Source organism: Mangrovibacterium diazotrophicum (genome assembly GCF_003610535.1).
Lineage (GTDB): Bacteria > Bacteroidota > Bacteroidia > Bacteroidales > Prolixibacteraceae > Mangrovibacterium > Mangrovibacterium diazotrophicum.
On sequence record NZ_RAPN01000001.1, the window covers coordinates 3,013,294 to 3,035,497 of the forward strand.

Genomic DNA, 22,204 nt, shown 5'->3' on the forward strand with positions numbered 1-22,204 from the left:
CTGGATGAATCTAATTAAAGCGGTACACTACAAATCCTCGACAATCATCGACGGCACGCTTAACAACAGCGAAGCAGCTTTCTCCAACTTGTCGTTTTCCTTTGCAAAACAAACGCGAAGTAACTTGGCTTTTGTTTTTTCGTGGTAGAACGCCGAAACAGGCACAACGGCAATTCCGAAATCCCGGGCCAACCGATCGATAAAGATTTGATCTGAATCGTCCGACAAACGGGAATAATCGATTAACTGGAAATAACTTCCCTGCGTGGGAATGAACTTATACAGGCTATTTTCCAGTAAACGCAGGAAATAGTTCCTTTTTCCCTGGTACAACGCCGACACATCGTCGAAGTAGTGATGATGCGGAATATATTCAGCCAACGCGTATTGCATTGGTGTATTAACGTTACATAATTGAAACTGCTGCATTTTTCGATACTCGATCATCAGTTTCTCCGGTGCCAAACAGTAGGCTATTCCCCAACCATTGATATTGTACACCGCACCAAAGGATGAAACAATGAAGCTGCGATCAATCAATTTCTCGTAGCGGGCAATACTCTGGTGAACCTGGTTATCGAACACAATCGACTCAAAAGACTCGTCGCTCAGGATAATGATGTTCGTACCATTGGTCAACCGCTGCAGCTGCATCATATCGGCTTCGGAAAGCACGCTTCCGGTCGGATTGTGCGGCGAATTCAGAATGATCATCTTTGTCTTTGTCGTGATCATTTTCCGCAGCTCTTCCCAGTCGATGGTAAATCCGGGAGCCTTCAACTCCATGTAGACCGGTTTTCCACCGTTCAGAATAATCGAAGGCACATATGACTCAAAAGCCGGTTCAAAAACAATCACTTCATCGTCATCGCGAACCACCGCACTAATCGCTGTGTGAACAGCCTGCACGATACTCGCAGAGACGGTGACTTCTGTTTTGGGATTATAGCGATTTCCGTAGTTTTCCTCAACCAGGTCGGAAATAACTTTTCTCAGCTTCGCGATACCCTCCAGAGGTGCATAGTTATGGTCGCCGGACTTCATGTATTCAACCGCCAAATCGACCAGGGCCTGAGGGGTCGCAAAGTCAGATTTACCAATCGCCATGTCCAGTGCTCCGGTTTCTTCAATCAGCGAATACACAGAAGAAAAGATGCTCTTATTCGTATTGGGGAGTTTCGATTGTACCATATAACTAATTAGACTGGAAAGATACAAAAATACCGCGTTTAAGGCGGCGCCAAACCAAATTTAAAGAATAATAAAATAACATCCTTTTAACCCAACACCTCTTTTAAAACGGAGAGTGATTTCAGATCACCCCCTAAATCCAGGTGAATCCGATAGTAATCAACCAGATGGTCGAGCAAAACGCGACGATGCCTGTTAGTGAAATTTAATTTTTCGAGCTCGCTGAAATCGCAATTGAAAAGCTCGGTGAACTTGTGTGTTATTTCGTAGTTCATGAACTGATTATGTGCCGGTTCATTTTCGCGAAACGAGGCAGAAACGAGGTCGAAATAGCGGAAAGGCGCTTGAGGCGGCGCCTGCGGGTCAACCCCCAAATACCGGGTCAGACGGAACAAAAAACTAACCAGAAAATTGCAGTCACCATCTTCGGCCAAGTCGAGCAAACAAGCCGCATGAAACAAGAAATCGAACAATTCCGGATTGCTTTCTTCTTCCTTCAGGCATTTCATCAGCAGCTCCGAAAGAAAAATAGCCTGTGAGCTTTTGTACACATCGAAAGGCAGCTGGTTAAATGGGACTGAAAGTCGTGCATTTTTTAAGCGCTGAATCCCTCGTCCATCCTTGTGGTAAACCTCCAGATCCAGCAAAAATAAAGGCTGAAAAACGTTGATCCGGGTCGACGACTTTTTAGAACGTATTCCGCTGATAATGTAGGATTGCTGCCCGAATTTCTCGGTATAAATCTTCGCAATCACCGACGAATCGGAATAGTTGATGTAATGCAGAAATATGCCTCGTGTTTTTTCCAGCACCGCAGTTTCCTCTAATGAATAAACAGAATCTTTGTCACAAAACTTTGCTCACCGTAGCGATCATTTCCAAACACCAGGTAAACGCCTGTTGCCACCCGATGTCCACGCAGGTTTTTACCGTCCCAGGTTGCCTGTCCGCCCAGCGAAGTCGTTTTGTAAACCAAATTTCCGCTGATATCGGTGATCTTGATGTCGGTATCTTCAATCAAACCGGTAATCACAATGTCGCCGGAATATGTTTCCCGAACCGGATTCGGATAGGCATAAACACCACTGTAATCGTCATTCCCCTCCGTCGCTGTTCCCATGTACGAAATCAATCCTTTTGACGTCCCTATGAATACTTCTCCCGTCTGATCATTGATCGTCAGGCTGGTAATTTCATCCGATAACAACGGACTGTCGTCGGTTGTAAAATGGAGCAGCTCTTCGGTTCCGTCTTCGGAAATCAGGTAAACGCCGGAGGTCTTTGTGCCAAACCATTTTCGGTTGGCGCCATCCACTGCAATAGCAGTCACGGTTTGGGTGCTCAGCAAAGGATGATACAAACCATCTCCCTCATCCAAGCCTGGACGAGAAGCGTAAAACGAACCACCATCCCAAATATCCTCCGGATCGGAATAAACGCCGACACCAACGGCAGTTCCAAACCAAATAGCACCATCCTGATCCATTGCAATCGAGTAAATATCCGTCATATCGGTATAAACCTCATTTGAACCACTGTTGTAGTAGGCAATCACCGACAACTTTTTACTCGTGGAACTTTCGGCATTACGAACAATCATTGTGTTTTGGCTACGCGGAATTATGATCCACATGTCGTCATCTTCAGTCATCACCATGGTACCAACATCGGTGCTCGACTGAACGCCAGACAATGAATAGGACTCCCACTCTCCGGAAGTGGTCAAAACCGACAAGGGTTCATCAACGATCGAGTTTACCACCCAAAGGTTACCATTGCTATCGAATTTCAAGTCGCTAATTCGGCAATAAGGCTCGTCGGGTTGCGACGGAATCGCCGTTTGCAAACTGGAATTTTTGTTGTTGTACCGGGCGACAAACTGATTATCCTGAAATTCGAGTACACCTCCACCCCACGATCCGGCAAACACATGGTCCGCGTCGTTCGGGTCGACGGTTACACAAACAATATCGTGAAAACCACTCAAGTCACTGTAGGTCTCTTTATCGAAAGCTTCCCACTGGTCTCCTCTCAAAAGCTGAAAGCGTGGCGTATAAAACATGTTGTTCCAGGCTGAAGTTCGTCCTCCATCGGCCAGCCATAAATCCGAACCGTTCATGGTCAAAGCAAAAACATAGTTGCTAGCCGGCCCTTCGGGCTCTATCTGTTCCGACGATGCTCCGCTCACCTTCACGAGCGAATAACCGGCATCGGCAACCCAAAGCAGACCGTCATCATCCGTCACCGCACTTTGAGCAGCAATCGTACTAACCAATACATTATTTAGCTCATAGGAATTCACCCGGGCCGCCAGCTGGTCGCCGGCGCTGTATACTTCGACTTTCGTTCCGGATGATACGACCAGCTGATCGGCTGAAACCTGTACATCAAGAACCTGGTTGACCGAACTCAAATAGCGACTCCAATACGAACCATCCCATGCGTAAAGAGCGTCGCCGCCAGTACTCTCGCTGTTGTAGTTGACAATCACTTTCCCGTCGAAATAATCCGCCTGGTCAAATTCACTGTCAGCATTGGGGAGGGACGTCTGCTTCTCCCAATTGCCGAAATACTGTAGGTTCGACGAATTGATGTCGGCTTTGTAGACACCATTTTCAGTAGCGGCATAGAGGTATGTCCCATCAAACGCCATGTCGTTAACACGGATTTGAGCCGCGTTGTCGCCAATGTAATACGTGTCTTTGATTTCCCGCTTCTCCAGATTCACGGCAACAATCCCGAAACCACAGGATAAATAAGCCACCTGATCGACCACCAAAATATTGTAGATTGTCTTATCTCCCGAAATTTGCTTGCGTTTAATGTCAGACATGTTGTAAACTTCGCCGGAGTAGAGAAGGTCGAGATTACTATTATCATAGGCAACCACAACCACATCCGACTGCTCTCCATATCCAATTGCGGCAATGCCAACATCCGACAAACCTTCAATCATATTCAACTTTTGCAGGCTATTGTCTGACTTATCGAAACTGAATAAACCACCGCTGGCAACACAATAAACTTTGCCATCTGCAACAATGACTTTTTGAGCAGAACTGTAGGAAAGGTATTCCGTCCACTGTCCGACCGAAAAACCCGACGCACAGAGGAGTATCAATTGTATAAACAGCAGCGCTTTTCTCATACCAGTCAAATCTATCGATTCAGAAAAGCCACCAATTTCTCAACAGCACGGGCACGATGGCTAATCTTGTTTTTCTCGGTCAAATCCATTTCTGCAAAACTGATATCGTAACCATCGGGTTGAAAAATCGGGTCATAACCGAAACCTGCTCCTCCTCGTTTTTCTGTCAGAATGATTCCGTCCACCTCGCCTTGCATCAGAGTCGATTTTCCGCCGATCACCACTGCAATCACCGTCTTGAAACATGCTTTGCGGTTCGTTTCGTCACCAAGCTTTGCCAACACTTTATCCATGTTCGCCTGCGCATCCTTGGCTTCACCCGCATAGCGAGCCGAATAAACCCCGGGCTCACCGCCCAAAGCTTCAATCTCCAAACCGGTATCATCGGCGAAACAATCCAGTCCGAAATTTTTGTAAACGTACATCGCTTTTTGCAAAGCATTTCCTTCGAGCGTTGGCTCCGTCTCCGGAATCTCCTCTTTGCAGCCAATATCCTCCAAGCCAACCAACTCGACCTGACTTCCAAGTTTATGCTGTATCTCTCGTAATTTATTCGGATTGTTTGTGGCAAACACCAATTTCATGTGCAGTTATTTTTTGGGAGCATCTTCTGCCCGATTTTAACGTGACCAAATTAACAAAAATCAACAGATCTGCCGTTCGAATGCTGAATTTAAGCCTGTCACCGAACCTATAAATAAACAAAGGTCCGGACGGAATTTCATCATACGCTCGCCAATCGAACCCCGAATAATTTTCGGTGGATATTATCGACAAAAGGAAAGAAACCTTTTAAAATTCCATGACCAATTTTAGCAAACCCGAACGAAAGATTCTCGCTATTATTATCAGAGTTTTAAAATATATTCAACAGGATTAACTCAACCGGTGTCAAAACATGAAGATTAAGTGAATATTTCGAAATTGCGAACATTGATTTCTGCATTGCTCCTTTGGGCTATTCGCTCAAATTGCACGCAAATTTAGAATAGCAAAAACCGCAGATTTCAAGAGTTCATCCCAAGGACTTTCTCGATCTCTTCTTTATAGCTTCTTCCAATGGGTAATTGCAGACCACCGAGCTCCACTGTATTTCCGAAAACGGCTTCAATAGCGCTAATTGCAACAATATATGATTTGTGAATCCGCAAAAATCCTTGCCCCGAAAGCAGGTTCTCCAGGTTTTTCATTCGATCCAATTTCGTGTATTTTTTGTCTTTTGTGTGGATCACAACGTACTCTTTGAGACCCTCGACATAAACAATTTCCGACAAATTCACTTTGACCGATTTATATCCCGATTTCACAAATACAAAATCCCGACTCCCAGCGCCTTGCCCATTACTATCATAATCATTATTTTGCGCCTGAATTAATTGCGAAGACCCTATTGGGTTGATTTTACTTACAGCCTTCGCAAAGCGACTGAAGGGGATCGGCTTTAGCAAATAGTCTGTGACATCCAATTCATAGCCTTCAAGTGCATATTCTGAATAAGCAGTGGTTAATATGACCGCAGGCTTTCGCTGCAACGTGCGCAAAAACTCGAGCCCGGTAAGACCCGGCATCTGAATATCGAGGAACATCAAGTCAACTTTTCCTTCTTCTACAACCGGAAAAGCATCGGCCGCCCGCGAAAACGAAGCTAACAACTCCAACTGCGGCATTTTTTGCACATAGTCGCTTAAATACTGACGAGCAATCGGCTCGTCATCCACGATAATACATTTGATTTTTGTCATAACTCGTCTTTTTTACCGAACACCGGAAATTGCAGCGATACAAGGTATTCGTCATCCTGCTTCGTTGTTTGAAGCTCGTAGCGATGCCCGTATATCAGCTCCAACCTTTTTTTAACATTTGTGAGCCCTATTCCTACTTTACGACCAATCGGCGTTTGAGACATAAAACTGTTCTTACAGACAAAATACAACTTCCCGTCCTCGTCCCAAATATCCAGCTCCATCCAACCATCATCTTCCTTGCCTACCGTACCGTGTTTAAAACAGTTCTCAACAAAAGGTAAAAGCAACAACGGAGGGATGAAGGCGTTTTCCTGCTGAACATGTACCGAGGCGCGAATGTTCTCGGGAAAGGAAATCCGCATCTTTTCCAAATCAAGGTAATTGCGGATAAAATCCAGCTCTTTATAAATAGGTACCAGTTTTTGCTCCGTCTCGTAAATCAGATAACGCATGGTATCGGACAGACCTAAAACCATCTGCGGTGCGAGGTCGGACTTAGCGTAGGTGAGTCCGTATAAGTTATTCAAGGTGTTAAACAGAAAGTGTGGGTTGACCTGCGATTTAAGATAGAGGATTTGTGCTTCCTGCGAGCGCTGCAGCTTTTCTGCACTATCCCGCTCCACATCGGCTTTGTGTTCGTACAACCGCAAAAGCACCGCAATAACAGCAATTACCGAATTCAAAATTAAACCGACAAAAACCGGTGATTTGCGGGAATTCAAGCGTTCCGCCAACCAGATATTCCGATCGGTATCTAACCAAGCACTATTCTCCAACGCATCGTTCCAGCTCGTCCCAATGCCTCCCGGAAATACCACAAGAAACCGACTTCGAGCCACTGCTAAAACAAAAATCAAAACAAAAATGAGAACGCCAAATAGCAATGGACTTTGCCGTTTTATCAAAAACTGCTGGGTTAGTACTTCGCCCGATAAATAAAACATCAACGCAATAAAAAAGATACCCGGCAAGGTTCGCAACAACGCCTCCGTCCATGGCAGGAACAGGCTGAAAGAGACGTAAAAAAGGTAAGTCAACACAGCCCAGATAATCAAGTGGATGATCGCTTTCTTCATGCAACAATATTACGAAGAATAACGCTTTCAAAAGGGCTCCTTCAACCAACGGACAAAATTCATCAATCAACAACAGAAAACGACTACCCTGCCGTTTATTGAATAGCCTGGTCATTCGTGTAAGCGAATTCGTCGTTGGATGAAAAGATATCGGCAGAGCATGAGGAACACCGTAAGTTTGAACCAGAAACTTCAAAAAACACGAAAAATGAAAAAATTAGTTTTAACCCTTGCAGTCGTAATCGGACTGATAATTAACTGTAGCGCACAACAGGAAAATGGGCAAAGAACCCCGGAAGAACGTGCAGCCGCTCAAACGGAATGGATGAAAGAAAATATGGCTTTAACAACAGAACAACTTTCTACCGTTGAAGCGTTAAACCTTGAGTACGCAAACAAAATGGAAGAGGTTCGCGCTATCGACGGAAATCTGGCCAAATTAAAGAAAGCCAGAAGTATTACGGATGAGAAAGATGCCAAGCTGAAAACCGTGTTAAACAAGGAACAATTTCAGCAATACGAAGAAATGAAAAAAGAAATGCGGGCCAAAGCCAAGCAGATGCATAAAGAACAGCAACAATAGCTGTTGCTAGTCGAAACATTTCAATTTAATACTTATCCTCAACTCACTACCGATATCCAATTAAGGGGCTTGGCGAAGCTATGCCCTCGAAATACAAAGTCATTCAATTAAAAACAAAAAAACATGAAAACGAAACACTTTTTTACCGGAATGCTTGCTCTACTCGCAATCGTGGTACTGAGCAGTTTTATGGCCGCAAAGGGCTTAGATCCGCAACGATTCTTCCAACGTAGCCCTGAAACCAGGGCCAATGTGATTACCACTGTCATGAAAAACCGCCTAGACTTAGACGACGACCAGGCTGAAAAAGCTTACGCGATCAATCTTCGATATGCGCAGTTAAACCAAAAATTTATTGAAAACAATCCCGATTTAGAGATCCAACCCGAAATGGTTGCCCTGAACAAACAGCGAAAAGATGAACTGAAAGCCCTGCTCACACCGGAACAGGAAGAAAAAGCCGAAGCTCTTCGAGATAAACTAATCAACCGCCTGGAATTTGTATTAAAGCAATTGAAAGAAAACAATTAACAACGAAGCACCATGAAAACAAGAAACTTTCTAGTGGTCGGAATACTAATAGCCGGTGCAACACTTAGCTTCAGTGCGTGCAGCAAAGACGATAATAATACACCGGAAGACGAACTAAGCGACGAAACCATTGCCCTGGTTCAGGAATCGGCAAACGGCGACATGCTTGAAGAAGAACTGGATGCCAGTGTACAGGAGGCAATCGCCTATACCGAAGAAAACGCCATGCAAACCAAATCAGCTTCCGCAGAATCCGATTGTGCTGTGATAACCTACACTCCGGAAGACGGCACATTCCCGCGTACAATTTCCGTCGATTTTGGCGAGGGTTGCGAAAGCATCCGTGGAGTAACGCGTTCCGGCTCAATAACAATTCTACTGACTGACACTTTAAAAAATACAGGAGCTGAATACACGGTAACTTTCAACAATTACCAAGTTGAAAACACGACAATCACTGGTAGTAAATCGGTAACAAACATCGGAACACCCGCTGCTCCTTCTTTTACAGATGAAAGTCAACTGGAGTTGACCACACCAGCCGGGATTGTGATTACGAAAAGTAAGTCAATTATCCGGGAACAAATCGAGGGCATAGACACCTATTCAGTCGTTGATGATGTATTTCTGATCTCCGGTTCATCGGCCACAAGTTCGTCAGCCGGACGGTCCTACTCATATATCATTGTCGACCCACTAAAAGTAGCCCGTACCTGCGAAAATATTCTGTCAGGGGTGGCTGAAATTAACTGGAATGGTCAATCCGAACCAGTGACTATTGACTACGGCGACGGCGATTGCGACTGGAAAGTTTACGTATCTCGGGCACGTCGAATCATCCGCCGACAAGTTCTTTTAAACTAATTACAAATTCCCTACAGTGTTCGATTTCAATACACATATCGAACACCGTTAATAAACAAGATTATTCATTCATCAAACTAAATTTACTATGAATTTTTCCCTCAAATTATTTTCAGCTGCTCTTATCGTGCTTAGCATGGCAGCTTGTAGCAAAAGCGATGACGACAGCGCATCGAACATCAGTACCGAAAACGTAGCATTAGCAGAAGAATGCCTGACTACCGAAGCGATCGATAACGAAATCACCGCTAGTATCAACACAGCATTGCTCGTATCAGAGAGCAGCTATTCAACCAGCTCTACAACTATTGAAGAAACTGCAATGACTACCAAGTCAGCATCAACCCTGCCCGACTGTATGACTATCAGTATCAAACCGTTGATTGGTGGTTTCCCGAAAACAATCACACTCGACTTCGGCGATGGTTGTGTTGGAGATGATGGATTTACCCGCAGTGGATCGATCGCTGTTACAATTACCGACACGCTCCGCGCCCCAGGCGTTTCGTACAGCGTAGTTTTCGACGACTTTGCCATTGAAGGCTATTCGGTAGCCGGTACCTTGTATGTTGAAAACACCGGAACCGAAACAGTTCCTTCTTTTTACGAAGACATGGAACTGGTCTTCACCGGAACCAGTGGGCTGACCATCACCAAATCGAAAACAATCGAACGCGAATGGTCGGAAGGGGCGTCAACCGATGATCTGACCGATGATGTTTTCACCATTACCGGATCAGCCGATTCGCAATCGTCAAGCGGCTATTTCTACAGCTACGACATCACAACCCCATTGGTGATGAGCTATGACTGCGATCCGATTAGCGAAGGAGTGATGGTATTGACGATTTCGGGCCAAACCGACCCAATCACTGTTGACTTTGGTGACGGAACCTGCGACTGGAAAGCAACACTTTCGCAAGCCGGAAGGAGAAGCATTGAAGTCGATTTAAGTAACTAACAGAGAACAAAAATTTAAAAGCCATGAAAACCCTCTCGATACTTGTAGTTATAATTAGCCTGACACTTTCAGTTGAAGGCCTCTATGCCCAACGAACAGTTGTCAAAACGCCCCGCCGAACAGTAGTCCATTCCCCTCGTGGCACTGTTGTATACCGCAATCCGGTTGTAGTTCGTCCGGTAACCCGGTTGCCCGCATCGGCGGTCGCCATTCACTACCGCAACACAGCCTATTATTTCAATGCCGGAGTCTTTTACGCGTCGCAATCAGGAGCTTACGTCCGTGTCGCCCCCCCCGTGGGCATCCGACTGGCAGTTCTCCCAGCAGGCTATGCCCGCGTTGTTACAGGAACCGTACCCTACTACTATTATTCCGGCATTTTCTACACTTCAGCACCTGGCAACGAATACGTTGTTGTTGAAGCTCCGGTTGGTGCGGTGATTGAAACAGTTCCAGCCGAAGCGGTGGCTATTGAACTGGAAGGTCAAAAATGCGTTGAGTACAACGGTGTGATTTATCGCCCGGTTTACCGCGACGGAAAGAAATATTACGAGGTCGTGGGGCAGCTTGAAGAATAAATTCAGCTATCCGCGACTCTTAAACAAGGCCGGTCTTTGGGGGAAGATCGGCCTTTCTCTTTTGGGTTGAGGAGCGCCAATACAACTTGCTCTAAGGAAAATGACGAAAGGAGTCACCGAAAACCACTGTTTCCCATGCCCCTTTCGAATCAAATTTAAACGTATCAAAGAAAAAATCACAAAAAACTCGTATTCGGATTGGAATCGATTAACGAACCTCCTCGTCGCTTTCAACCCGCCCGTCCGCTATCCGGATAATTCGCTTTCCATAGCGGGCAAACTCCTCGTTGTGAGTCACCTGTATAATGGTGATTCCCTCTTCATTCAATGTTTGCAGCAACGCCATAATTTGCTTGCCCTGGTCCGAGTGCAGGTTGCCGGTTGGCTCATCTGCCAGCAACAGCTTTGGTTTCCCCGCAATGGCTCGGGCAATGCCTACCAGCTGCTGCTGTCCGCCGGAAAGTTGCGAGGGAAACAGATCTTTTTTGGCCACCATATTGAATCGATCCAACAGGTCAGCTACAATCGCCTTCCGCTCCTTCGACTTCACGCCTTTGTACACCAGCGGAGTTTCGATGTTTTCATAAACGGTCATCTCATCAATGAGGTGAAAGGCCTGAAAGATGAAGCCAACCAAATGGCGGTGGAATTCTACTTTTTGTTTTTCTTTTAACTGATGAGCCGCTTCGGTATTGAAGAAGTACTCGCCTTCGCTGGGCTCGTCCAGCAAACCGATAATATTCAACAAGGTTGATTTGCCGGCACCGCTGGGCCCCATGATCGACACAAACTCGCCTTCTTCAATATGCAGGGAGATATCCTTCAACACAAAACTGCGCTGAAACTTGTGATCGAAATACTTAAAAATGTTGTTTAGTTGTATCATAATAAAAGTCTGAATCTGGATTATAGTGATTTATTGATTACCAGGATTAATGGTTTTGGAAAAGCTTTCCTGTCTTCTGTATGTGTTCATATATTGAATGATAATTGACTCTATTCTATCTAAATTAAATCGTGTTCATCCTTTAATTCTGTCAATCCCAATTCTGACATTCACTCGTAGCGCAACGCCTCAACGGGATTTCGGACTGCCGCCCGCCAGCTTTGCCAACTAATCGTGGCCAGTGCCACCAGGATTGTCAGCAATCCACCAACGGCGTAGATCCAGTAACTGATTTCGGTTCGGAAGGCAAAGTTTGCCAACCAGTTGTTCATGACCCATATCGAAACCGGCGTAGCGATCAACAGGGCAACCAAAATCAGGAGCAGAATTTCGCGCGAGAACAAATAGAAAATATGATGTTTGTTGGCGCCGAGCACCTTTCGAACGCCCACCTCTTTTACCTTCTTCGAAGCGGTAAATGCGGCCAATGCCCAAAGGCCAAGCATCGAGATTAAAAATGCAAGCCCGGTGAAAACGCTGACAATCCGGCCAAAACGACGGTCGGCTTTATACTGGTTATCGAAAAACTGATCCAGGAAAAAATAGTCGAAACTGGCTTGCGGGAAATAGACATTCCAACGATCCTTTATCAATTGAATCGCGGTGTCATAATCCGCGGAACTCGTTTTCAAAGCGATATATTTCAGCGGTACCCAGCCAAGCCGACCATTCAGGATAAACATGATCGGCGTATAGCCATTGCTCAGCCCACGCTGGTGCCAGTTCTTCACGACCCCAATAATTTTTACCGCCTCAGCTTCACCCTCCAGTAAAACCATTTTCCCAATCGCTTCATCAGCAGTTGGAATCCCCAAAAGCGGAAGCGCAGCTTCGTTCACCAGCAAATTCGAAGGTTCGTTACCGAATCCCCGTTGAAAAGATCGGCCTGCGACCATTTCCAGCTTGAACGTATTGAAAAAATCATAGTCAACACTCATCATTTCGTACAACCGATACTGATCTACCGGCGCACCCTGCAACCGATTCGATGCATAAAAGGCTACTTCCATTCCGGGAACAGCGTCCGTCACCGTAACACTCGAGAATGCCTGCTCTTCCCGCAAATTCTCTGCAAAGCGCGCAACTGCATCATTCACATTCTCGCGGCTAACAGGGAATTTCAACACAATGGTCTGGTTGATATTCACCCCAAGTTCCTGCCGTTGCATAAACCGCACCTGCTTGTAAACAATGAAGGTACCGCAAATGAGGAACAGTGCAGCAGCAAACTGAAAAACCACCAACACACGCCGCATCATTCCAGCCGATCCCGAGTTGAAATAATTGCCTTTTAAAATGATTGCCGGTTTGACCTGTGTCATCACAAAGGCCGGGTAAAAGCCGGAGAGAAAAACGCCAAGCAGTAAAATAGCAACACTCGTCAGCCAAAATACGGGCTCGTGAAAAATAAAAAAGCCAATGGACTCGCCGGTCAAATCATCAAACAGAGGCTTCAACAGGAAGATTAGCAGTACTGCAAACACCACTGCAGTTAGATTCACCAGCCACGATTCGGCTAAATATTGCCGGATCAACTGAATGCGATGTGCTCCCGAAACCTTCCGGACACCCACATCTTTGGCCCGTTCCATTGAACGAGCCGTAGTCAGGTTAATGTAGTTGATCCAGGCAGTCAGCAGGATGACAATTGCGATCACAATCAGCGTGTACAGCGAGCGTCGGTTACCCTTCGTCTCCCGCTCGTATTGCTTTTGCGGAGTCAGATGAATATCGGTCAAGGGCGTTAATTTTGCGGCCCAGGTTTTATTGCTCAAAACATCTGTCGGACGGTATTTATCGGCCACTGCCGGAAAACCGGCTTCAATGTCTTGTGGATTTTTTCCGGGCGCCAGCAGCAAGTATGTATAAGCTTCGTGCAGTAGCCAAAACTCCCGCATCCAGTCGGGCAAAGTGGCATAAGATATGAGGTAATTGAAACGAACATGCGAGTTAAGCGGAAAGTCTTCCAGCACACCGGTTACTTCACATTCCTGAAAGTTGGAACCACTGGCGAACGTCAACAATTTGCCAATTGGATTTTCATTGGGAAAGAAATTTCGGGCAGCCGACTCCGTAATCACAATCGTATTTGGCCTGGTGAGCTGGTCGTTAAGATTTCCCTCTTTCAACTTAAAATCGAACACTGAAAAAAAGGAAGGGCCAGTGTAGGCAATGCCGGTTTCACGCAATCGCTTTTCATGATAGATTACCGTTTGCTCCGGGTTTTGGACTCCAATCCGCACATAGTCTTCCACACCACTCAGTTCGTCAGCAATGGCTTTGCCGTAGCCAAACGAACTGGTACCCCAATCATCAGTTAACTGATCGCCTTCGTAAAACTGACTTTCAACCCGGTAAATCCGATCACCTTTACTGTGCATCCGATCAAAGCTAAACTCGAAACTCACATAATTGATGATGAGAACCGAGACTGCAATTCCGAGGGCAAGTCCCAAAATATTGACCAGGGAGAACAGCTTATTTTTAAGCTGATTGCGGAAGGCCATTTTTACAAAATGCAGGTACATGATTTTTGTTTAGTGGTTCGTGATTGGCATTTCTGGTACAGAAAGATCAAAAAGGGTGCCCTCCAACTAAACTACTACATTCCTGCAAGTTAACAAATCAGACAATCGAAAAACTGTCAAATATTTTAACAAAAGCTGTCTAAGAATTAGACTGACATTTAGAAATTTATACAACTAATAAATCCCAAATCAACGAACACTTGGTGAAATTACGGGACGACATCTCTTTAAAAAGATGTCATTCTCCAACGGCAATTCAGCATTTACGATTCATAATCTTCCGGAGTAACCTCAACGGTAAGCAAATACACCCCAAACTTATCCTTGTATAAATAATTGAGTTTGACTTTCAACTCGCGGAACTTTTCCATATCCGGATTCGTCTTCACCCAATTTGTGATTTGCGGTGTCAGGTATTCCCTCAAGCTATCAATATCGATAGCATCTTTCTCCGCGTTTACCAGAGTGTAGGTATACTGAAATGTATTGTCAGGCATTGCCATGGCGTTGTCCAGCCGGGTATCGCTGTCAATCATGATCGGACAGGATTCGTTGATCTGACTGGCCATCTCCACCATTGCCTTGTCAAACATCGGGCGCTTAACTACATAATCAAAAGCCCAATTTCCGAGTGCAGAAAACACAGAAAAGGCAACAACAAATCCGATCCACTGCGCAGCAGAAAACTTTTTCTTCTTTGGTTTTTCGGGTTCTTCAACCTTAACTTCGGGTTGATAATTGGGAAGCGCGTAGCCACAATTCATGCAGTATCTGGCGCGTGTCGAGTTATCGGTACCACAGTTGGTACATTGGTTCTTTTCCATGAGGCAGGTTGGTTAATTTGGGTTTTTCGCGATACTTTCAAGAAAGAATCGTCATCACGAAATTACCAATTCTGCCCGGTTACTTTACAAAATTTCAATTAAAATTTTACGCCAGTCGAAATAAAAAATTGAATGAAATTCCCCCAATTTATCTTTTCCGACCCGGGAAAAAGGAAGTTACGATTTTGCTGGAAGTTTTAACACCCGAAACACCTGTTCAGCTGTATCAGCCAACAATTCTGGAGCATTGGCAATGCAGGCATCGAGCGAAGCGGGGCCATTGGGCAAGGCAAATATCGACGTGAATCCTTCATCGTACAGCTCCCGGTAACCATCGCCGAGGAAGCCTGCAAAAGCGAACAGTGGTTTACCATATTTTTGAGCAAGCTGAGCCACACCCCAGGGCGTCTTTCCCTGTTTGGTCTGCCCATCCATTTTCCCCTCACCTGTCAGGACGATGTCAGCAACTTTAACAGCCTCTTCCAAATGGGACTGCTCCTTTACGATATCGAAACCAGCCTGCAAACGACCTCCGGCAAATGCGACCAAACCTGCACCGAGTCCACCTGCCGCGCCACCGCCCGCTAAATCCAACACGTCAATGTTGAGGTATTTTTTGATCATTTTCGCCAGGTGTTCTAAGTTTGAGTCCAATCGTTCCACAAGTTCGGGAGTTGCGCCTTTTTGCGGACCGTAAACTGCCGACGCGCCACGTGGGCCGATCAGCGGATTGTTTACATCGCAAGCCACCCAGACCGCAGTCTCTCCCATCAACGGGTTGACCTTTGAAAAATCGATTGACTGAATTTCACTCAGACTACCGCCCCCGGGAGGAACTTCCATGCCGTCTTTATCCAGAAACCGATAGCCCAAAGCACGCGCCATCCCCACGCCACCGTCGTTGGTCGCACTTCCGCCAATACCAATAATGATTTTACGGCATCCGCGCTCCATGGCATTCAGCATCAATTGCCCCGTTCCGATTGTCGTTGTGATCAGCGGGTTACGTTCCTCACGCTTCAAATGCTCGATTCCGGATGCCGCGGCCATTTCAATAACAGCTGTTCCGTCGGGCAAAATGCCGTAAAAAGCATCAACGTCGCGCATCAGCGGATCGAAAACCCGTGTAATTATCTTCTCGCCACCCATTGCCGAGAGCATCGTCTGCACAAAACCTTCGCCACCATCAGCCACCGGGATCGAAGTGATTTCAGCGTCGGGAATCACACGGCGAATTCCTTCACCCAAATAACGGGCAACATCTGCGGCTTCCAAACAATCTTTAAATGAATCGGGTGCTATCAGTACTTTCATCAGTTTTTGAGTTTTGAGTTTCGGGTTATGCGTTACGAGTTTCGGGTTTGTTCAGCGCTCTTTCTTTGGGTCTGGTCGTCAATCTTTGCATCTAAATATTCAGCTTTGAGCAACATTGCATGACCAATGGAATGCACAATTTTAGACAGTAATGCCAACCGCTCCGCGGTTTTAATTGTCAATGGTAAATTGTAGATCGTAAATTGTTTTGCCCTTGGCTCTCCTCGCTCTTGTCTAATATCTGGTATCTAAAAATCTAACAATCCGGTTACAGCACAAAGCGCGTACGGAGCCAATAACATTGATACGGCCTCATTTCAATATGATCCGGATCAACCAGTTCCCATGTCAGCATATCACGGCAAAACTCGGTGAGACCTGCAGGTAACATCACTGTTTGCCGCTTGTTCGTAAGGTTATACAGGCAGACAATCGACTCCTCCATCCTGTCTGTTTTGCGGAGCACGCAGAAAAATTGATTTCCCAAGTCGATCACAATTTGCTGCGTCTCGGGCGAAAACGCCACCATACTGCGGCGAATACCCGTTCGTTTATTCAACTCCTTCAAAATATCAGCGTGCTCAGGATAATTTTCAAGGAGTCCATTCAATTCACCGAGCGTAAACTTATGCCGGTTGATGGAACGATTCACTCCCGTTTTTTCCACCCCTGAGTAATCGTTCGGCATTCCAAAGAGATTCAGAAAATAGAAAGCCGGAACGCCCTGGAGCGACAACATGATCGTCTGAGACATCAGAAAACGTCGTACCTGAAACTGGTCTTCACCGTCTTTTGTGCCTTTCAACGCATCAAAGTAGGTCACATTTATTTCGTAAGGCACGTGCTTGTCACCCAATTGGCGGGTTGTCACACGGGCTCCAAATTCCTTCAGTTTCTCAATCATTGGCAGCTTTTCCTCGTCGGGCATGATACCTTCCAGCGGGCGCACACCAATACCATCGTGCGACGAGGTAAAATTGAGGTAGGTTGTGCCACGACGGGGATCACTCAACTCCCTTGCCCAATTGGTAAAGTACGAACCATTACCGGTGTGCAGCGCATGCAAAACCAGCGGTGGCAGCGCAAATTGATAGATCAGGTGCGCCTCGTCGCCCAAACCGAAATAGGTAATATTTTCGCGATGCGGCACATTTGTTTCTGTCAGCAGCAAGGCTCCCGGATAGCAATAGTCCATCACATCGCGGAAAAGGCAAACAATCTCGTGCGTTTCGTGCTCGTGCATGCAGGCTGTTCCTGAAGTCTTCCACAAAAAGGCAATCGCATCCAGACGAATCACCTGAATTCCCTTTGCCATATAAAAAAGAAACACGTTCAGCATTTCTTTCAGTACTTCGGGGTTGGCATAATTCAGATCGACCTGATCGGCGCTGAAGGTCGTCCAAACATTCTTCGGACCGTCAGCAGTATCGACCGGCGTTAGCAGCGGACTACTACGAGGACGAATGACTTTGGATGTGTCGAAATCGTCGTCCGGAACGAAAAAATAATCTTTCCCCGGGGCTTTGCCTTCCTTAAACTCGTTGAACCAAACGCCAATACTGCTGGCATGATTGGCCACCAAATCCGCCATCAGGATGAAATCATGCTCCAACCTTTCCACGTCGTCCCAACTTCCAAGTTCCGGGTTGACGGCATAAAAGTCCATCACCGAAAAACCGTCGTCACTGCTGTACGGGAAGAAGGGCAAAATGTGAATCGTCGAAATCATTCCTTTCAACTTATCCATGGCAAAACGCCGCAACGTTTCCAAAGGCGCTTCACCTTCCTGTTTAATCATGTCTCCATAAGTGATCAGGAAAACCTGTTTCTCGTCCCAGCCCGGGCGTTTGCGCGGAGTTTTGTTTTTGCGCTCATCAATAAAGTCGCATAAATCATCAATCCATTCGTCGGAAAGCGTTTTTCTGTAAACCCGGTTTAACCGGGCTCTTATTTTCGATTTGGTACGAATATCCATATGTCAGTTCAAATTTTTAAGTTTCGAGTTCCAAGTTAAGTGCTGTTCCGGAACTCGCGACAAATATGATTGTCAGACCTCGCTGTTATCCAACTCAACAATCTCGTTGAACTGATCCAGCACATCCGGTATCGCGTCAATGACACGTTTCCACGACGGGATGAACGGAACGAGATCCGGATTATCCAGAAAATCGATCCCGGCCCGGTAAATATTTTGGGCAAACATGTCCACCGACTGTTCTTCCTTGTGTCGGTCCATGCTCAGTCCGTTGATTGAAGCATCGGCCGCATATTGTTCTACCATGTCCAGGGCCATGCGCAGGTAAACAGCTTTCACGGTGCGAACCGTTCCTTTGCTGAAAACAGAACCTTGTGTGGCTAGTTTGGCAAAAATACTGCGGGCAATATCGAAGCTCATCTTCGACAAGCCTCGTGTTGGGTCATTATTAGATTCCTCCTGGTGTTTGTGATCGTAAGCATCGGCAATCTCCACCTGGCAAATGCGATTGATAGCATTGTTCCGTTGCACTTCGGAAAGAATACCCACTTCGAGTCCCCAGTCGGAAGGAATGCGGACCGTTTTCATAATATCAGCACGCATCGAAAACTCACCTGCTAAAATATACCGGAAGTGATCCAGAAAATCGAGGTAATCGTTCGCCGGGAAAACCTTTTTTAGCGAGCGAATCAACGGCGTAACCATCAAGCGGGTCACGCGGCCATTCAGCTTTTTGCCGTCCGAGCGGTAATAATAACCCTTACAAAATTTATAGTTGAAGGTCGGGTCTGCCACCGGGTAAAGCAAGCGAGCGAGCATTTCCCGTTCGTAAGTAATCACATCGGCATCGTGCAGCGCAAGAGCTTCCGAACGCCCTGAGGCAATCATATAACCAAAGCACAACCAAACGTTTCGCCCTTTGCCTGGGTCGCCGATAAAAATCTTTTTTTCTTCAAACATCTTCCGAAGTTTCATCATGCGCGGGCCATCGTTCCACAAAACCCGGCAACGACAAGTCGTTGTGTTCAGGCCTGCGAAATACTCTTTCGCGTGCTGGTATTGTTTCTTGTTAGCCTGATCCAAACCAATGGTTATCTCTGTCAAATAGGGTACTTGCTGCAGGGTTTCAACAATGTGTTTCAACGCCGGTTTCTCCAGCTCGGTGTACAAAGCCGGGATAATCAATCCCATTTTTCGTTTTTTGGAGTACTTTACCAGCCGTTCCTCCAGGTATTCAAGGGTTGAATAATTGAGGTTGTGCAGGGTGGTGATACTACCGTTTTGATGAAAATCGCCCATGGTTGGTTTTATTTAGGTTAACGTTTATACAATTTCTAAAAGCTGCGAAAGCTCTGTGATGACATAGTCAGGTTTGGTTTTCGAAGCGTGAGGATGATCCTTCCGCAAACGGTAAGCGCGCATGTCGCCGGCATAAAAGCAGGTTTTAAAACCAACTTGTTGCGAGGCGTACATATCTTTCAGCATATCGTTGCCTACATACAAAACGTCAGATGGCTTCAGTCCTCTTTTTGCCAGTGGCTCAACCAACGCTTCGTAAACGGCGGTGTCGGGTTTTCCTTTCAACATTTTATAACTAAAAACAGAAAGGTCGCGTTCAAATCCGTCCAAGAATTCTTCCCCATGGATTTTACCTGAGAAGAAATAATTCATCATCACCGGTGTGTAAAACTGGGCGTTCGAAACAATTCCGAGTGGATATCCTTTTGCCTTCAACGCATCAATTGTCTCCGTCATTTTAGGCATTGGCCACACCTGGTTACTGCTCAATTCAAAAATAAAAGTGAAAAGTTTCAAATCCGCGTTGTCGATTCCTTTTATCAAGCCGCGGTCTTCGGCCCGGGTTAGTGTTTTGCGCCAAATCTCAACAATATTCAGCTCGGGAAAAGGAATTCCTGACGCCTTGGCATCTTCTTTTCCCTGGATAACTTCTTCTTCAAACAACATGTGAATCGTCATCAAGCCTGAATCGGGGACCAGAATCTCAAATCCCGAAGCATCCAATGAACGCCGGAACATGGACGCATCATAGCCGGCCTGCATAATGTCGCCGGAAGCCGAAATAATGAGGGTTCCGTATATGTCGAAAATAACAGCTTTAATACTTTCGTCCCGTTTAAAGGAAGGCACTGCCCCGGTGGGGATCAGCTCCATGGGTTCGATTTGCTTTAGAAAGGGTTCAAGATGATCGAGATACGCTAGCGTCATAACGGTGTCAAAAATTGTGATTCTGCAGTTGAATCGATTTGAAAATGGAAAAGAACTTATGCTTTTCGTATAGTGCGTTCTCAATATATCAAAATCCAGCGAATTTCTACAGGCTAAAACGTCCCTAGCCCGCATTTGTGGCGAAAAATTAACAGTTACAAGACGCGCTTAATGGTCGAATTTGACATCTCAAAGCAGCTACATTAACTGTTTCCCAGGCTCAAATCTGAAGCAAATATTACCTCTTCTCCGCGTTCCGGACATTATCGGCCTTATGAAAAAAAGACCCGGATGTTCTTTTTATTTTTGCCGGCGAAAGGAAAAACAATTCAATGGACGTTCAGAAAAATTCGCGACTCTACCTACTGTTAGTCATGGGTATGCTTTCAGCTTTTGGCCCTTTTGTAACCGACTTTTATCTCCCGGGCTTTCCGTCAATCACCGACTATTTCAAAACCTCTGCTTCGATGGTTCAGTTGAGCCTGACATCGAGTATGCTCGGACTCGGCCTAGGGCAACTCTTTGTTGGTCCACTGAGTGACAAGTACGGACGCAAACCGGCCATCCTCGGATCGCTGGTATTATTCCTGCTGTCAACCGTTGCCTGTATCTTTTCGCCAACAATCGAGCTCTTCATCGTCTTTCGATTCATCCAGGGTATAGCTGGTTCGGGTGGTGTGGTTGTTTCCAAGTCAGTTGCTGCCGACCTCTACAAAGGCAAAGACCTGACTGCCTTTTTCTCGATGCTGATGGTCGTTAATGGACTGGGACCGATTGCCGCTCCGGTTTTCGGTGGTATTACCATCAAATTCACCAACTGGCAGGGAATTTTTGTTGTTTTGCTGGCCCTAGGGGTCATCCTGCTTATTTCAAACCTGTATTTAAAGGAATCACTTCTGCCTGAGAAACGAGCTAAGGGTAACATTTTCGCTACCTTCCGAAACTTCGGTCCAATACTCCGGAACAAACAGTTTATGCTCTACGTGTTAAGCCAAACCACAGCCGTTGGTTTCCTGTTCGGATACATTGCCTCGTCGCCTTTCATCTTCCAGAATCACTACCAATTGGGACCGATTGGCTACGCGCTTTGTTTTGCAGTTAACTCGCTTGGGGTAATGCTGGGCAGCCGGATTGCGACGTTCTTCCGTCTTCAAAAATCGTTGATAATTGGCGGAATAAGCCTTTTCGTTTTAGGCTGTTTACTGGCAACCATTTTATTTTTAGAAGGTGGGCTGATCGTTTTCGAGCTTGCTATTTTCGCTCAAATGACCGCCTTAGGAATTATTCTTCCAACAACGTCGTCATTGGCTTTGGACATCGAACGCAAAAATAGCGGCGCAGCTTCCGCCATCCTGGGATTTCTACCTTTCCTGTCCGGAAGTATCGTTTCTCCATTGGTTGGATTGGGAAATATACTGACCTCTACAGCACTGGTGATTTTTGTGAGTTGCCTGCTTTCTCTCGTATTTACCATGGTGGCTATTCGCAACAGCCGGGCAAACGAAGTATAGCGTTTTATAAAACTCCTGATCCATTCGATACAGAACATTCCTAGTTTTTCATAATTAAAACCAGTCGAATTAGCCCCGAATTGAAGCTTCATCGTCAACAATGCATTGACCGACACTATTCATGAAAATCCGGGTTGCGAAAAACCCAAAATCATACTAAACAATAATGTGATTTCTGCACGTGACAACGGAGTGTTAAGAAA

19 protein-coding genes are annotated in these 22,204 nt (G+C 45.9%); 6 read left to right on the forward strand and 13 right to left on the reverse strand.

Annotated elements, in window-relative coordinates; all coding sequences use genetic code 11:
- Positions 1-27: 27 nt before the first annotated feature.
- From BC643_RS11865 to BC643_RS11890, 6 genes are all read right to left on the reverse strand, one after another.
- Positions 28-1,191: a methionine aminotransferase gene (locus BC643_RS11865; protein WP_120273289.1), complete on the reverse strand. Its 1,164-nt coding sequence runs from the start codon at positions 1,189-1,191 to the stop codon at positions 28-30.
- Positions 1,192-1,277: 86 nt separating this feature from the next.
- The gene (gene recO, locus BC643_RS11870; protein ID WP_120273290.1) at positions 1,278-2,003 is read right to left on the reverse strand and encodes a DNA repair protein RecO; all 726 of its coding nucleotides are present in this window, start codon (positions 2,001-2,003) and stop codon (positions 1,278-1,280) included.
- 11 nt (positions 2,004-2,014) lie between these two features.
- Positions 2,015-4,339, reverse strand: a complete 2,325-nt coding sequence (gene porZ / locus BC643_RS11875; RefSeq protein ID WP_120273291.1) for a type IX secretion system anionic LPS delivery protein PorZ — start codon at positions 4,337-4,339, stop codon at positions 2,015-2,017.
- A gap of 11 nt (positions 4,340-4,350) precedes the next feature.
- Positions 4,351-4,923 (reverse strand): non-canonical purine NTP diphosphatase, encoded by a 573-nt coding sequence (locus BC643_RS11880; RefSeq protein ID WP_211338043.1) that lies wholly within the window; start codon positions 4,921-4,923, stop codon positions 4,351-4,353.
- Between the two features lie 423 nt (positions 4,924-5,346).
- Complete coding sequence (locus BC643_RS11885) at positions 5,347-6,081, reverse strand: LytR/AlgR family response regulator transcription factor (protein WP_120273293.1); 735 nt, start codon at positions 6,079-6,081, stop codon at positions 5,347-5,349.
- On the reverse strand, positions 6,078-7,160 hold the full coding sequence (locus tag BC643_RS11890) for a sensor histidine kinase (protein WP_120273294.1): 1,083 nt from the start codon (positions 7,158-7,160) through the stop codon (positions 6,078-6,080). Before BC643_RS11890 ends, BC643_RS11885 begins: the two co-directional genes overlap by 4 nt.
- Positions 7,161-7,368: 208 nt before the next feature.
- Here BC643_RS11890 and BC643_RS11895 point away from each other — a divergent pair, with 208 nt between their 5' ends.
- From BC643_RS11895 to BC643_RS11915, 5 genes are all read left to right on the forward strand, one after another.
- Positions 7,369-7,743 (forward strand): hypothetical protein, encoded by a 375-nt coding sequence (locus BC643_RS11895; protein WP_147377208.1) that lies wholly within the window; start codon positions 7,369-7,371, stop codon positions 7,741-7,743.
- Between the two features lie 123 nt (positions 7,744-7,866).
- On the forward strand, positions 7,867-8,274 hold the full coding sequence (locus BC643_RS11900) for a hypothetical protein (protein WP_120273296.1): 408 nt from the start codon (positions 7,867-7,869) through the stop codon (positions 8,272-8,274).
- Between the two features lie 12 nt (positions 8,275-8,286).
- Complete coding sequence (locus BC643_RS11905) at positions 8,287-9,138, forward strand: hypothetical protein (protein ID WP_120273297.1); 852 nt, start codon at positions 8,287-8,289, stop codon at positions 9,136-9,138.
- An 88-nt stretch (positions 9,139-9,226) separates the two neighbouring features.
- Entirely contained in the window at positions 9,227-10,099 is an 873-nt protein-coding gene (locus tag BC643_RS11910; protein ID WP_147377209.1) for a hypothetical protein, read from the forward strand.
- 23 nt (positions 10,100-10,122) lie between these two features.
- Positions 10,123-10,677, forward strand: a complete 555-nt coding sequence (locus BC643_RS11915; RefSeq protein ID WP_120273299.1) for a DUF6515 family protein — start codon at positions 10,123-10,125, stop codon at positions 10,675-10,677.
- Positions 10,678-10,885: 208 nt separating this feature from the next.
- Here BC643_RS11915 and BC643_RS11920 read toward each other — a convergent pair whose 3' ends face one another.
- From BC643_RS11920 to BC643_RS11950, 7 genes are all read right to left on the reverse strand, one after another.
- Positions 10,886-11,563 (reverse strand): ABC transporter ATP-binding protein, encoded by a 678-nt coding sequence (locus BC643_RS11920; RefSeq protein ID WP_120273300.1) that lies wholly within the window; start codon positions 11,561-11,563, stop codon positions 10,886-10,888.
- Between the two features lie 170 nt (positions 11,564-11,733).
- Positions 11,734-14,151 carry an ABC transporter permease gene (locus BC643_RS11925; RefSeq protein WP_120273301.1) on the reverse strand — a complete coding sequence of 806 codons (2,418 nt, stop codon included), beginning with the start codon at positions 14,149-14,151 and terminating at the stop codon, positions 11,734-11,736.
- A 263-nt stretch (positions 14,152-14,414) separates the two neighbouring features.
- Positions 14,415-14,975 carry a zinc ribbon domain-containing protein gene (locus BC643_RS11930; RefSeq protein WP_120273302.1) on the reverse strand — a complete coding sequence of 187 codons (561 nt, stop codon included), beginning with the start codon at positions 14,973-14,975 and terminating at the stop codon, positions 14,415-14,417.
- A 177-nt stretch (positions 14,976-15,152) separates the two neighbouring features.
- Complete coding sequence (locus BC643_RS11935) at positions 15,153-16,289, reverse strand: glycerate kinase (RefSeq protein ID WP_120273303.1); 1,137 nt, start codon at positions 16,287-16,289, stop codon at positions 15,153-15,155.
- Positions 16,290-16,557: 268 nt separating this feature from the next.
- Positions 16,558-18,264: a sugar phosphorylase gene (locus BC643_RS11940; protein ID WP_120273304.1), complete on the reverse strand. Its 1,707-nt coding sequence runs from the start codon at positions 18,262-18,264 to the stop codon at positions 16,558-16,560.
- 72 nt (positions 18,265-18,336) lie between these two features.
- Positions 18,337-19,563, reverse strand: coding sequence for a glycosyltransferase family protein (locus BC643_RS11945; protein ID WP_120273305.1), 1,227 nt, complete (start codon positions 19,561-19,563; stop codon positions 18,337-18,339).
- A gap of 24 nt (positions 19,564-19,587) precedes the next feature.
- Complete coding sequence (locus tag BC643_RS11950) at positions 19,588-20,490, reverse strand: HAD family hydrolase (RefSeq protein WP_170154534.1); 903 nt, start codon at positions 20,488-20,490, stop codon at positions 19,588-19,590.
- A gap of 332 nt (positions 20,491-20,822) precedes the next feature.
- On the opposite strand from BC643_RS11950, the gene BC643_RS11955 reads away from it, so the two are divergent.
- Positions 20,823-22,001 (forward strand): multidrug effflux MFS transporter, encoded by a 1,179-nt coding sequence (locus BC643_RS11955; RefSeq protein ID WP_120273307.1) that lies wholly within the window; start codon positions 20,823-20,825, stop codon positions 21,999-22,001.
- The last annotated feature ends 203 nt before the right edge of the window (positions 22,002-22,204 follow it).

What these genes read in the sequence shown, in the direction of transcription:
- BC643_RS11910 (WP_147377209.1), top strand. Translation starts at nt 9,227, where the DNA reads ATGAATTTTTCCCTCAAATTATTTTCAGCTGCTCTTATCGTGCTTAGC.
- BC643_RS11885 (WP_120273293.1), bottom strand. Translation starts at nt 6,081, where the DNA reads ATGACAAAAATCAAATGTATTATCGTGGATGACGAGCCGATTGCTCGT.
- BC643_RS11935 (WP_120273303.1), bottom strand. Translation starts at nt 16,289, where the DNA reads ATGAAAGTACTGATAGCACCCGATTCATTTAAAGATTGTTTGGAAGCC.
- BC643_RS11920 (WP_120273300.1), bottom strand. Translation starts at nt 11,563, where the DNA reads ATGATACAACTAAACAACATTTTTAAGTATTTCGATCACAAGTTTCAG.
- BC643_RS11895 (WP_147377208.1), top strand. Translation starts at nt 7,369, where the DNA reads ATGAAAAAATTAGTTTTAACCCTTGCAGTCGTAATCGGACTGATAATT.
- BC643_RS11905 (WP_120273297.1), top strand. Translation starts at nt 8,287, where the DNA reads ATGAAAACAAGAAACTTTCTAGTGGTCGGAATACTAATAGCCGGTGCA.
- BC643_RS11880 (WP_211338043.1), bottom strand. Translation starts at nt 4,923, where the DNA reads ATGAAATTGGTGTTTGCCACAAACAATCCGAATAAATTACGAGAGATA.
- BC643_RS11915 (WP_120273299.1), top strand. Translation starts at nt 10,123, where the DNA reads ATGAAAACCCTCTCGATACTTGTAGTTATAATTAGCCTGACACTTTCA.
- BC643_RS11955 (WP_120273307.1), top strand. Translation starts at nt 20,823, where the DNA reads ATGGACGTTCAGAAAAATTCGCGACTCTACCTACTGTTAGTCATGGGT.
- BC643_RS11940 (WP_120273304.1), bottom strand. Translation starts at nt 18,264, where the DNA reads ATGGATATTCGTACCAAATCGAAAATAAGAGCCCGGTTAAACCGGGTT.
- BC643_RS11950 (WP_170154534.1), bottom strand. Translation starts at nt 20,490, where the DNA reads ATGACGCTAGCGTATCTCGATCATCTTGAACCCTTTCTAAAGCAAATC.
- BC643_RS11900 (WP_120273296.1), top strand. Translation starts at nt 7,867, where the DNA reads ATGAAAACGAAACACTTTTTTACCGGAATGCTTGCTCTACTCGCAATC.
- BC643_RS11925 (WP_120273301.1), bottom strand. Translation starts at nt 14,151, where the DNA reads ATGTACCTGCATTTTGTAAAAATGGCCTTCCGCAATCAGCTTAAAAAT.
- BC643_RS11865 (WP_120273289.1), bottom strand. Translation starts at nt 1,191, where the DNA reads ATGGTACAATCGAAACTCCCCAATACGAATAAGAGCATCTTTTCTTCT.
- BC643_RS11945 (WP_120273305.1), bottom strand. Translation starts at nt 19,563, where the DNA reads ATGGGCGATTTTCATCAAAACGGTAGTATCACCACCCTGCACAACCTC.
- porZ (WP_120273291.1), bottom strand. Translation starts at nt 4,339, where the DNA reads ATGAGAAAAGCGCTGCTGTTTATACAATTGATACTCCTCTGTGCGTCG.
- BC643_RS11890 (WP_120273294.1), bottom strand. Translation starts at nt 7,160, where the DNA reads ATGAAGAAAGCGATCATCCACTTGATTATCTGGGCTGTGTTGACTTAC.
- BC643_RS11930 (WP_120273302.1), bottom strand. Translation starts at nt 14,975, where the DNA reads ATGGAAAAGAACCAATGTACCAACTGTGGTACCGATAACTCGACACGC.